This is a genomic window from Limnobacter sp., assembly GCF_964228395.1.
Taxonomy (GTDB): domain Bacteria; phylum Pseudomonadota; class Gammaproteobacteria; order Burkholderiales; family Burkholderiaceae_B; genus Limnobacter.
Window position 1 is genome coordinate 1 of record NZ_CAXQZX010000140.1, and the last position, 12,365, is coordinate 12,365.

Below are 12,365 nucleotides of genomic sequence, written 5' to 3' on the forward strand. Positions count from 1 at the left end.
GCCACACGTCCATATTGGGAATAAGACGCAGCGTGGCGGCGTGCTCCACCGGTTGGTGGGTGGGGCCATCTTCACCCAGGCCAATTGAGTCATGGGTGAACACAAAAATATTGCGCTTCTTCATGAGTGCCGCCATGCGCAAAGCGTTGCGGCTGTAATCCGAGAAGGTTAAGAAAGTGGCTCCAAAGGGAATATAGCCCCCGTGCAGGGCCACACCGTTGAGTGCAGCGCTCATACCAAACTCGCGCACCCCCCAGTTGATGTGGTTACCCGCAACAAAGCCGTCTTTATTGCGGCGCACTGCCACACACTTGGGCCAATTGGTGAGGTTTGAGCCCGTGAGGTCAGCGGACCCCCCCAGCAACTCCGGCAGCTCGGCAGCGAGCAGCGTGATGGCGTTTTGGCTGGCCTTGCGGGTGGCGATTGTTTCGCCTTTGGCCGCCACTTCGGCCAACAATCGGGCTGCAGTCTGTTCAAACTGCGCTGGCAAATCGCCCGCCATGCGACGCTTGAACTCTGCAGCTTTGGCCGGGAATTTGGCGCTGTAGGCATCGAAGAGTTTGTCCCAGGCGACCTGGCGAGCTGCGCCCGCCACTTGAGCGTCCCAAGCCTGATACACCTCGGGTGGAATGACAAATGGCGCATGTTCCCAGCCGATGGCCGCGCGGGTGGCTGCAATTTCGGCATCACCCAGCGGCGCACCGTGCACTTTGTCTGTGCCGGCCAGATTGGGCGAGCCTTCGCCAATATTGGTTTTGCAGCAAATCAGCGTGGGGCCTTTGTCTAGGGACGCGTTTTGTTTTGCCTGGGCAATGGCGGCATCCACCGCATCTACATCGTGGCCGTTCACATTGGGGATTACGTTCCAGCCATACGCTTCAAAACGCTTGGGCGTGTTGTCTGCAAACCAGTGCTCCACCTCGCCGTCGATGGAAATGCCGTTGTCATCGTAGAGAACGATGAGCTTGGACAAACCCAAGGTGCCAGCGAGCGAGCAAGCCTCGTGGGAAATGCCTTCCATCAAGCAACCGTCGCCCAAGAACACGTAGGTGTTGTGGTCCACGATGGGGAAGCCCGCCTCGTTGAATTCTGCCGCGAGCAGTTTTTCTGCCAAAGCCATGCCCACCGCGTTGGCAATGCCCTGCCCCAGCGGACCTGTGGTGGTCTCTACACCGGGGGTGATGTCGACTTCGGGGTGGCCAGGTGTTTTAGAATGCAACTGCCGGAAATTCTTGAGCTCTTCGATGGGAAGGTCGTACCCCGTGAGATGAAGCAAGGCGTAAATCAACATGGACCCATGCCCGTTGGACAACACAAACCTGTCGCGGTCTGCCCATTGGGGGTTTTGGGGGTTGTGCTTCAGGTGACGGGCCCACAAGGCCACTGCGATTTCGGCCATGCCCATGGGCATGCCGGGGTGCCCGGATTTGGCAGCTTGAACGGCATCCATGGCAAGCGCGCGAATCGCGTTGGCCATGTTCTTGGAAGAAGAAGACATAGGGTTGGGGAAAGAGGGTTATGCCTGTGGCAAAGTTGGAAAAACCTGAATTTTATCAAAGCTATCCAGATAAAGCGCGTTTGCACGGGCAAACCGTCCTTTTTAAAGCGCCAAAACCACAGCAAGGCCTATGAAACAAAATAACCACAAACGGCTGGCCCGGTTTTATCTTCCGCAGGCAGCTGCACTGGGCCAAACCCTCGAGCTGCCTGAAGACCTCATGCACTACGCCTCCCGGGTGCTTAGGCTCAAAGACAAAGAGCCTTTGCGCCTTTGGAATGGACTGGGGCAGGAATGGACTGCCACGCTGGAATACCTGAGCAAAAAGCTGGCTCAGGTGACCATCACCGATGGGCCGCATGCGCAAGCGGCCAGCGAACTAACAGGCCCGATCCATGTGCTACAAGCCTTGCCCGAAGGCGACAAAATGGACTGGGTACTCGAAAAATGCACCGAATTGGGCGCAAACGCCTTTTACCCCGTGCAAGCGACCCGGAGTGTCGTGAAGCTCAACGAGGAACGTGCCAACAAGCGCCAGCTGCACTGGGAGCGCGTGTTGGTGGCCGCCAGCCTACAAAGCGAGCGGCAACACTTACCTTCCCTACACCCGGTGCTTGGTCTGCAAGACACCCTCTGCCATATTCAGCACAGCCACCCCACAGCCCGCCTGCTGTGGTTCACGCCAGAGGCTGAACAATCGGCCCAATCTTGGGCCGCCAAAACCTTGGAACAGGGCGCTTTGCCCAGCCCTTTGGTGATTTGTGTGGGGCCGGAGGGGGGCTGGACGCCGGAGGAAACCGAGTACGCAATTTCGCAGGGGGCGCTGCCACTTCGTTTTTCAAGGCGTATCCTTAGGACTGAAACCTTTGGTGTGGCCTGCCTTGCTCAACTGACCGCCCTGCTGGGGCTGGATCCACTCGATCCCTTTGAGCCAGAACAAAGCCACTGAACACAACGCACAGAGAGCGCAACACCATGAGCAGTACCCCAAACCTGTCCAATCCCAAGCTGTTTCAAACCATGCCATTTGTGTATGGCAACTTCCAGGCCTGCGAGCACACCTTCGATGTGGACAACCCCGCCAATGGCGAGGTCATTGCCCAAGTGGGCAACACACCCGTGGCCCTGGCCCATGATGCAATTTTGGCCGCCGACAAAGCCCTGGGCAGTTGGCGTAACACCACTGCAAAAAGCCGTGCCCAGCTTTTAAGGAAATGGTTTGAGCTAATTTTGGCCAACGCTGACGACCTGGCCACCCTAATGACCCTTGAGCAAGGCAAGCCGCTGGCCGAAGCCAAAGGAGAAGTGGTGTATGGAGCCAGCTTTGTGGAATGGTTTGCCGAACAAGCCAAACGCATTGAGGGTAGCGTGCTCGAATCGCCCCAGGCAGGGCGCGAATTGTTGGTGATCAAACAGGGCATTGGCGTGTGCGCGGCCATTACACCTTGGAACTTCCCGATTGCCATGATCACCCGCAAAGTGGCACCCGCTCTGGCGGCAGGCTGCACAGTGGTGGTAAAGCCAGCCGAACAGACCCCGCTGAGCGCCTTGGCACTGGCAGAATTGGCCAGGCAGGCCGGCATGCCTGCCGGGGTATTGAACGTGCTCACTGCAGATTCTGAACGGTCTGTTGAGGTGGGCAAAGTGCTTTGCGAAAGCGAAGTGGTTCGCAAGCTCAGCTTTACTGGCTCGACCGAAGTGGGACGAATTCTAATGGCCCAATGCGCCCCCACGATCAAAAAACTTAGCTTGGAGCTGGGCGGGCATGCGCCGTTTATTGTGTTTGAAGATGCCAACCTGGACGCCGCTGTGGATGGCCTGATTGCCTCCAAATACCGCAACGCCGGGCAAACCTGCGTGTGCAGCAACCGTGTGTTTGTCCAGAGCACCGTGCGTGCCGAATTTGCAGAAAAACTGGCAGCCAAGGTGGCACAACTCGACGTGGGCGATGGCTTAACCAGCAAAGCGAGCATTGGCCCGCTGATTGACGAAGCAGCCCTGGCAAAAGTGCAACGCCACGTGGACGACGCAGTGAGCAAGGGGGCGACGGTGCTGACTGGCGGCAAACCCCACGCATTGGGCGGCCGTTTTTTTGAGCCCACCGTGATTGACAACGCCGATGCCCGCATGCTGTTGGCCCAAGAAGAGACCTTTGGTCCGGTGGCACCCATTTTCTCATTCGACCATGAAGAGCAAGCCGTGGCTCAGGCCAACAACACCCCCTACGGCCTGGCTGCCTACTTCTATACAGAGAACGCCAAACGAGTGTTCCGGGTGGCCCGCGCACTGGAATACGGCATGGTGGGCATCAATGTGGGTGTGTTTTCCAATGAAGTGGGGCCGTTTGGCGGGGTCAAGCAGTCTGGCCTCGGAAGAGAAGGCTCGGCCTGGGGCATTGAAGAGTTTATGGAAATGAAGTACCTGTGCATTGGCACGGTGTAAGGCCCAAGCCCGACGCCAGCCATTACAATACTGGGCAATCGAATACACGCAAAAGGACAGTCACAGATGCTGACGTTTCAACAGGCCATTTTGACCTTGCAAAACTATTGGGACCAACAGGGCTGTGCACTGTTGCAGCCTTTCGACATGGAGGTGGGCGCTGGAACCAGCCACACCGCCACCTTTTTGCGCGCATTGGGGCCCGAACCTTGGAACGCGGCCTACGTACAGCCATCGCGCCGACCCAAAGATGGACGCTACGGCGAAAACCCCAACCGCATGCAGCACTATTATCAATTCCAGGTGGTGCTCAAGCCCTCACCAGAGAACATCATTGATCTCTACCTGGGAAGCCTTGAAGCGCTGGGCATCGACACAAAACAAAACGACGTTCGCTTTGTTGAAGACAACTGGGAAAACCCCACCTTGGGCGCATGGGGCTTGGGCTGGGAGGTTTGGCTCAATGGCATGGAGGTAACCCAGTTCACCTACTTCCAGCAAGTCGGCGGCTTGGACTGCGCGCCCATCTTGGGCGAAATCACTTACGGCATTGAGCGACTCACCATGTACCTGCAGGGCAAAGAAAATGTGTATGACCTGGTGTGGACCGAGCGCGAAGAGCACGGCGTGAAAAAAGTACTCACCTATGGCGATGTATTTCATCAAAACGAGGTTGAACAATCCACCTACAACTTTGAGCACAGCAATGCCGACATGTTATTTCGCCACTTTGGCGAATATGAAGCCGAGGCCAAACGCCTGATTGATGTCGGTCTGGCCCTGCCTGCCTATGAAATGATTCTTAAAGCAGCGCACACCTTTAACTTGCTCGATGCACGCGGCGCCATTTCAGTGACCGAACGCGCCGCCTACATTGGGCGTATCCGAAACCTGTCGCGCGCCGTCGCGCAGGCCTACTTCGATTCACGCGAAAAACTGGGCTTTCCCATGTGCAACACGCCTGCTGGCAAAGCGGCCTGAACACCAACACAAAGAACAACATGAACAACACACTCCTGGTTGAGCTGTTTACCGAAGAGCTACCACCCAAAGCCCTGAAGCAACTGGGCGACGCATTTTCCAACCTGCTGGCTGAGCACCTGCGAACCGAGGGCCACCTGGCCGAGCGCAGCGTGGTGACCACCTACGCCAGCCCCAGGCGGCTGGGCTGCAAGATCACCGAAGTAGCAGGTACATCCCCCGACAAAACCCTGGTGGAGCGCCTGCTGCCAGTCAAGATTGGCCTGGATGCCCATGGCAAGCCCACACCCCCCTTGTTAAAAAAGCTGGAATCACTCGGCCTGGGTCAGGTGGAAGTGAACCAACTGGAAACCACCCACGACGGCAAGCAGAAGGTGCTGAACATCCGCCGCACGGTGGCCGGCAAGGGTCTGGCTGAATCGCTTCAATCCGCGCTGCAAGTGGCCACCACCAAACTGCCCATTCCCAAGGTGATGAGTTATCAGCGCCCCGATGGCAGCACCGTTCATTTCGTTCGCCCTGCCCACCGCCTGGTGGCCTTGCACGGCAGCAACGTGGTGCCTGTGCAAGTGCTGGGTCTGGAGAGCAACCGCATCACCGGCGGGCACCGTTTTCTGGGCCAAAACATTGTGAATGTTCAAAGCGCCGACACCTACGAAGATCAACTGCGCCAGGAAGGCAAGGTGATTGCAAGCTTTGAAGAGCGAAAAACTGCCATTGAACACGCCCTGGCCCAACAGGCCGCAGGCGACCGAGTGGTGCAACCGTCTGAACTCGTCGACGAGGTGTGCGCATTGGTGGAATGGCCCGTGGTTTACGAGGCCGGCTTCGAGAAAGAGTTTTTGGAAGTGCCGCAAGAGTGTCTCATTCTGACCATGCAGGCCAACCAAAAATACTTCGCCATCACGGATCAAAGCGGCAAAATGAAAAACCGCTTCCTGCTGGTGTCCAACCTTCACACGCCCACCCCGGGCCTGATCACCAGCGGCAACGAACGGGTGCTGCGTGCACGCTTGGCCGACGCAAAATTCTTTTTTGATCAAGACCGCAAAAAAACACTTGAAAGCCGTTTGCCCGGTTTGGCCAATGTGGTGTACCACAACAAACTTGGCACCCAAAAAGACCGCAACACCCGTTTGGTGGCTTTGGCAGACATGTTGGCCCCTGTCACCGGTGCAGCAACCGAGCAAGCCAAACGCGCAGCGCTGTTGTGTAAAACCGACCTGCTCACCGACATGGTGGGTGAATTCCCGGAACTGCAAGGCAATATGGGCGAGCACTATGCGCGCCACGATGGCGAACATGCGGATGTGGCCCAAGCGATTGCCGACCACTACAGTCCTCGCTTTGCCGGCGATCAATTGCCACGTAACCCTGTAGGTTTGGCCGTGGCGCTTGCAGACAAACTTGAAACCCTGGTGGGCATTTATGGCATTGGCCTGATTCCCACCGGTGACAAAGACCCCTTCGCCTTGCGTCGCCACGCCTTGGGGGTCATTCGAATGGTGATCGAGAAAGAACTGCCGCTCGACCTTCACGACACGCTTGAGAAAGCTTCCACATTGTTTGCGGCCTTCCCTGACTTCAAGCCCAGCAACGATGGCTTGGCCGCTTTTGTGCAAGACCGCCTGCGCGGCTACCTGAAAGATCAAGGCTACAGCACCGCAGAGGTTGAGGCTGTGCTGAGCCAGAACCCCAGCCGCTTCGCTGACCTGCCCAAGCGCCTACAGGCCGTGCGTGCATTTGCGCAACTGCCCGAGGCACAAGCCCTGGCTGCGGCCAACAAGCGCATCAACAACATTCTTAAAAAAGCAGACCATGTGGGCACGCAAGTGAACCCCGCCCTGCTGCAACTGGACGCTGAACAACAATTGGCAGCCCAGGTGCACGAAGTTGAACCCAAAGCCATTGCTGCCTTTGAAGCAGGAAATTACCAGCAAGCCTTGCTTTTGTTGGCACCCCTAAAGCCCGCGGTGGACGCGTTCTTCGATGGTGTGATGGTGATGGACAACAACGCAGACCTGAAGAACAACCGAATTGCCTTGCTGGCCCACTTGCATGGTTTGATGAACCGGGTGGCCGATATTTCACAACTGGCGGTTTAAGCAACCATGAAACTCATCGTGCTGGACCGAGATGGCGTGATCAACGAGGACTCGGACGACTACATCAAATCGCCAGAGGAATGGATCCCCATCGCTGGCAGCATGGACGCCATAGCACGCCTTAACCGGGGTGGATATCGCGTGGCCGTGGCCACCAACCAGAGCGGAATTTCACGCGGCATGTTCGACTTGGAAACGCTGTCGGCCATGCACAAAAAGATGCATGACCTGGCCACAGAGGCTGGCGCACACATTGATGGCATCTTTTTTTGCCCACACGGTCCCGACGACAAATGCGCCTGCCGCAAACCCAAGCCCGGCCTGTTTGAAGAAATTGAAAAACGCATGGGCCTGAGCTTGGAGGGCGTTCCCTGCGTGGGCGACTCCCTGCGGGATCTGCAGGCCGGAGCAGCGCGTGGGTGCGTGCCTTTTTTGGTCAAAACCGGCAAAGGCAAAAAAACCTGGGACAGCAAAAAAGACGAACTGCCTGCTGGCACCACCGTGTTTGACAATCTCTTGGCGGTGGCCGAGCACCTGGTGCCAGACGACCCGTTTGCAAAATAAATCCATGACCCTTTCAGCCCACACAGACCGGAGGCTTTGGTGAGATCCATCCTTGGTTCCATCCTGTTTTTTATTTATTCCGTGGTATACACACCGCTACATGCCACACTCCTGCTTTTGCTCTCACCCGTGCTCAGCATCAGGCAACGTTATATTTTTGCCTGTTGGTGGAACGTGCTGAACATTTTTTTGCTCAAGCACCTGTGCGGCATTCGTTACGTGGTGGAGGGCAAAGAACACTTACCCAACACGGGCGCCATTGTGCTGGCCAAGCACCAGTCGGCCTGGGAAACCTTTGCCATTCCGAGCCTGCTCCTGCCCAGGCAGTTGTGCTTGGTGTTTAAAAAAGAACTCCAATATGTGCCTTTTTTTGGCTGGGCACTGTGGGTGCTGCGCATGGTACCCATCAACCGCACCAAAGGCGTGGAGGCTTTTGAGCAAGTCAAAACGATTGCGGGCCAACGCATGCGCGACGGCGCGTGGATGATGTTTTTCCCAGAGGGCACGCGCGTGCCCGTGGGCTACAAGCGCCGATACAAAACCGGGGGCACACGCCTGGCGGTGGCCACCAACACCCCTGTGGTCCCCGTGGCTCACAATGCCGGCGAGTGCTGGGGGCGAAAAAGTTTTTTCAAAAAGCCTGGCACAGTGACCTTGAGATTTGGCCCACCCATTAGCCCCGAAGGCCACGATGCCGAGAGCCTCATGGCCAAGGTTGAGGAATGGATCGAAGGCGAAATGCACAAAATAAGCCCGCACCGCTACAGCGGCCCAGACACACCTTTGGTTGAAAAGTCCCGCTGACCGGGCCTGCAGGCGCATGCTCAAGAAAACGCCACCGGAAGCAAACCACAGAGCAAACACTGGGGCGGCTTCTGCCCTTGGTGCAGAGCAATATGCGATTGACCTACCCTGGGGGCTTTGCCACTACACACTCAAACGCAGCTCGCGCCGCTCTGTGGGTTTTGTCATCAACGATGACGGTCTTCAAGTGTCTGCGCCTTTGCGTTTGGCCCAAGCAGAGCTTGAGCGCATCATCGCCAGCAAATCCACCTGGATTAATCGCCGCTTACAAGAGTGGCAAACCCGCCAAGCGCAAACCGTCACGCTTGAGTGGCTGCTGAGCCAACAACAAACCATACCGGTCCGGGGTGTTCCCCACACCATTGAAAACCTGCCCGCCCGCAGCAAACCGCTGGTGAACCCCTGGACCCAGGTGATTGCCCTGCCAGAAGGCCCGCCCGAGCAGCGTTTGGCCAATCTTGAAAAAGCCTTGCGACACCACGCCAAAGACGTGTTTACACACATGGCAAAGCAATTGGCCCAGCGCCACCAATTGCCCCCACACACCCTGCATTTGAGCAGCCCCAAGGCACGATGGGGCTCGTGCAACAGCCAAAAGCAAATCCGCTTGAATTGGCGGCTGGTGCACCACCGCCCAGAGTTAATTCAATATGTGATCGCCCATGAAATGGCGCATTTGCTGGAGCTCAACCACAGCCCACGATTTTGGCAAGTGCTGGCCAGTTTGATGCCCGGATACAAAGGCCCGCACCACGAATTGTCTCGCTTAAACCCGGCAGAGGTGCCTCGACCATTGGCTTGAAAAGTAGCCTGCGAGGCGGGTCTGGCAAGGGGTGGCAGCAGTGTCAATAGCCCAAGGCCCATCAGGCCTTGCAGCCCACTTTGACAAGCACAAGTCAAGTAAAAAATTTGGGATTTTTTTCTGTTTTTGGGTCGAATAAAAACGCTCAGCCCGTTACAATGAGCCGCTCGAATGTTGCTTATTTTTTGTGCAAATCGTGCAACTCGCTCATTTCACCCTGCCCAACAACCTGTTTCTTGCGCCCATGGCGGGTGTGACAGACAGACCTTTCCGCCAGTTGTGTAAAAAACTGGGGGCGGGGCATGCCGTGTCTGAAATGGCCGCAAGCAACCCTCAATTGTGGAAAACTGACAAAAGCACACGGCGCTTAAACCACCATGGCGAAACCAAACCCATCGCCGTCCAAATTGCTGGGGCAGACCCCGACATGATGGCCCACGCTGCCGCCTACAACATTGAACGCGGCGCCCAGATCATCGACATCAACATGGGCTGCCCGGCCAAAAAAGTGTGCGCCGTTGCAGCAGGCTCCGCACTGCTGCAGCATGAAGATCTGGTAGAAAAAATTTTAAAAGCAGTGCATGCAGTGTGCGCTGACCGCGGTGTTCCGCTGACCCTGAAGTACCGCACAGGCTGGGCGCCCGATCAAAAAAATGCCGTGCGCATTGCACAAATGGCTGAAAGCATTGGCGTGAGCCTGCTGACCCTGCATGGCCGCACTCGCGCCTGCGGCTATTCGGGCCATGCCGAGTACGACACCATTGCGCAGGTGAAGCAAGCGGTGAGCATCCCTGTGATTGCCAATGGCGACATCAACACCCCAGAACAAGCCAAGCATGTGCTGAGCCACACCCGGGCCGACGGGCTGATGATTGGCCGGGCTGCACAAGGCAACCCCTGGATTTTCCGGGAAGTGCTTCATTTTTTAAAGACCGGGCGACACCTGCCTCCACCCACCGTGGACGAGGCCCACCAGGTGATGATGGAACACTTGCACGACCACCATGTTTTTTATGGAGAAAAAACGGGCCTGCTCACCGCCCGCAAGCATTTGCAATGGTATCTTTGCGGCCCTGCCGGTAAAAACCATCCCGTGATCGACCAACTGATGTTGGCCCAGAGCACCGACGCGCAGTTGCGCATTGTGGATGCGTTTTTCGAGGCATGGCGCCGGGACGGCCATGCATTTTTTGCCGTCCCACAAATGACCCCTTCCAACCACACAACAAGAAGACTGGCAGCATGAAACCACATGACGGCAATTTGGCCCCCATCACGATTTCAGAGTGCATTCGCAGCAACCTTGACAAGTTCTTCGATGACCTGGAAGGCGAAAGTGCCAAGTCGGTCTATGACATGGTGCTTTCTGCCGTAGAGCGGCCCATGCTTGAAGTGGTCATGGAAAAAGCAAACATGAACCAAACCATTGCCAGCCAAATGCTTGGCATCAACCGAAACACCCTGCGCAAAAAACTGCAGCAGCACGGCCTCATCTGATCACTCTCTTTTTTTGACCATGAACACAAACCCAACCATCAAGCGCGCGCTGCTCAGCGTGTCTGACAAAACAGGCATTCTTGAATTGGCCAAAGCCCTCTCCGAGCGCGGTGTCGAAATATTGTCCACAGGTGGCACAGCCAAGCTGCTGGCCGACAAAGGCATCGTGGTCAAAGAAGTGAGCAGCCACACGGGTTTTCCAGAGATTATGGATGGCCGCGTAAAAACACTGCATCCAAAAATTCACGGAGGCATTTTGGCGCGCCGTGACCAAAAGACCCACCTCGACGCCATGGAAGAGCACGGCATTGGTGCCATTGATTTGGTGGCAGTCAACCTGTATCCCTTCGACAAAGCCACCGCTGCCGACCAGGTCAAACTTGAAGACGCCATCGAGAACATCGACATCGGCGGACCGGCCATGGTGCGTGCCTCCGCCAAAAACTACACGGGTGTGACCATCATCGTGGACCCGGCCGACTACAACCAGGTGATCGAAGAACTCAAAGCAGGCGATGGTGCAACCACCTTAAAAACACGGGCCACACTGGCGGCCAAGGCATTTGCGCACACCGCTCGTTACGACGGCGCAATTGCTGCATTTTTAACCAGCCTGCAGGGCACCGACGGCGCATTAGAAGACACACCCGCTCGCGCTGAATATCCCGAGGTGCTCAGCCTGCAATTCCACAAAGTGCAAGACATGCGCTATGGCGAGAACCCCCACCAAAGCGCCGCGTTTTATCGCGAAGCCAAGGCGCCTGTGGGCCTGTTGGCCAACTACCGCCAATTGCAGGGCAAAGAACTCAGTTTTAACAACATCGCCGATGCAGACGCGGCCTGGGAATGCGTGAAAACCTTCGATGCCCCAGCCTGTGTGATTATCAAACACGCCAACCCCTGTGGCGTGGCCGTGGGCAGCGGCCCACTGGAAGCGTATGGCAAGGCATTCAAAACCGACCCCACCTCGGCGTTTGGCGGCATCATTGCATTTAACCGAAGTGTTGATGAGGCCACCGCTCAAGCCGTGAGCAAGCAGTTTGTAGAAGTGGTCATTGCCCCTCAGTTTGACGAACTGGCCCGGGCAGTTTTTGCTGCCAAGCAGAATGTTCGCCTGCTAGAGATCCCGCTGGATGCCGGCAACCACCGCTTTGACTACAAGCGCGTGGGTGGCGGTTTGCTGGTGCAAACCCCGGACGTGCACAATGTTCAGCAAGCCGATATTCGCATTGTGAGCAAACGCCAACCCACCGAGCAGCAGTGGGCCGACCTCATGTTTGCCTGGCGTTGTGCCAAGTTTGTGAAAAGCAATGCCATTGTGTTTTGTAAAGACGGCATGACCATGGGCGTGGGCGCCGGTCAAATGAGCCGTGTGGATTCTGCGCGCATTGCCTCTATCAAAGCTCAAAACGCGGGCCTCACTCTGGCCGACAGCGCGGTCGCCTCTGATGCGTTTTTCCCCTTCCGGGATGGGCTGGATGTGGTCGTCGATGCAGGCGCAAGCTGCGTGATTCAACCCGGCGGCTCGGTTCGCGATGAAGAAGTGATCGCAGCTGCAGACGAACGCAATGTGGTGATGGTGCTTACCGGCATTCGCCACTTCCGCCATTAAGCAATCCAGCCATGCGCATTCTAGGCATTGATCCCGGTTTGCGCATCACCGGCTACGGCG

At 56.7% G+C, this 12,365-nt stretch carries 11 protein-coding genes; 10 read left to right on the forward strand and 1 reads right to left on the reverse strand.

The window, feature by feature from the left end; translation table 11 throughout:
• Positions 1 to 1,477: transketolase (gene tkt, locus ACEQU8_RS11875; protein ID WP_370263860.1), on the reverse strand; the 1,477-nt coding region annotated here is incomplete at its 3' end.
• Between the two features lie 151 nt (positions 1,478 to 1,628).
• Between tkt and ACEQU8_RS11880 the strand changes: the two genes are divergently transcribed.
• From ACEQU8_RS11880 to purH, 10 genes are all read left to right on the forward strand, one after another.
• A complete protein-coding gene (locus tag ACEQU8_RS11880) occupies positions 1,629 to 2,447 on the forward strand; it encodes a 16S rRNA (uracil(1498)-N(3))-methyltransferase (RefSeq protein ID WP_370263846.1) in 819 nt (272 codons plus the stop codon).
• A 26-nt stretch (positions 2,448 to 2,473) separates the two neighbouring features.
• Positions 2,474 to 3,940 (forward strand): NAD-dependent succinate-semialdehyde dehydrogenase, encoded by a 1,467-nt coding sequence (locus ACEQU8_RS11885; RefSeq protein ID WP_370263848.1) that lies wholly within the window; start codon positions 2,474 to 2,476, stop codon positions 3,938 to 3,940.
• 66 nt (positions 3,941 to 4,006) lie between these two features.
• Positions 4,007 to 4,921 (forward strand): glycine--tRNA ligase subunit alpha, encoded by a 915-nt coding sequence (gene glyQ / locus ACEQU8_RS11890; RefSeq protein WP_370263849.1) that lies wholly within the window; start codon positions 4,007 to 4,009, stop codon positions 4,919 to 4,921.
• A gap of 20 nt (positions 4,922 to 4,941) precedes the next feature.
• Entirely contained in the window at positions 4,942 to 7,026 is a 2,085-nt protein-coding gene (gene glyS / locus ACEQU8_RS11895; protein ID WP_370263850.1) for a glycine--tRNA ligase subunit beta, read from the forward strand.
• Positions 7,027 to 7,032: 6 nt separating this feature from the next.
• Positions 7,033 to 7,590, forward strand: coding sequence for a D-glycero-beta-D-manno-heptose 1,7-bisphosphate 7-phosphatase (gmhB, locus tag ACEQU8_RS11900; RefSeq protein WP_370263852.1), 558 nt, complete (start codon positions 7,033 to 7,035; stop codon positions 7,588 to 7,590).
• Between the two features lie 39 nt (positions 7,591 to 7,629).
• On the forward strand, positions 7,630 to 8,394 hold the full coding sequence (locus ACEQU8_RS11905) for a lysophospholipid acyltransferase family protein (RefSeq protein WP_372521245.1): 765 nt from the start codon (positions 7,630 to 7,632) through the stop codon (positions 8,392 to 8,394).
• Between the two features lie 16 nt (positions 8,395 to 8,410).
• Positions 8,411 to 9,196 carry a M48 family metallopeptidase gene (locus ACEQU8_RS11910; protein WP_370263857.1) on the forward strand — a complete coding sequence of 262 codons (786 nt, stop codon included), beginning with the start codon at positions 8,411 to 8,413 and terminating at the stop codon, positions 9,194 to 9,196.
• Between the two features lie 193 nt (positions 9,197 to 9,389).
• Entirely contained in the window at positions 9,390 to 10,442 is a 1,053-nt protein-coding gene (gene dusB, locus ACEQU8_RS11915) for a tRNA dihydrouridine synthase DusB (RefSeq protein ID WP_370263861.1), read from the forward strand.
• Entirely contained in the window at positions 10,439 to 10,693 is a 255-nt protein-coding gene (locus ACEQU8_RS11920; protein WP_370263858.1) for a Fis family transcriptional regulator, read from the forward strand. Before dusB ends, ACEQU8_RS11920 begins: the two co-directional genes overlap by 4 nt.
• A gap of 19 nt (positions 10,694 to 10,712) precedes the next feature.
• Entirely contained in the window at positions 10,713 to 12,305 is a 1,593-nt protein-coding gene (gene purH / locus ACEQU8_RS11925) for a bifunctional phosphoribosylaminoimidazolecarboxamide formyltransferase/IMP cyclohydrolase (RefSeq protein WP_370263859.1), read from the forward strand.
• Positions 12,306 to 12,365 lie beyond the last annotated feature (60 nt).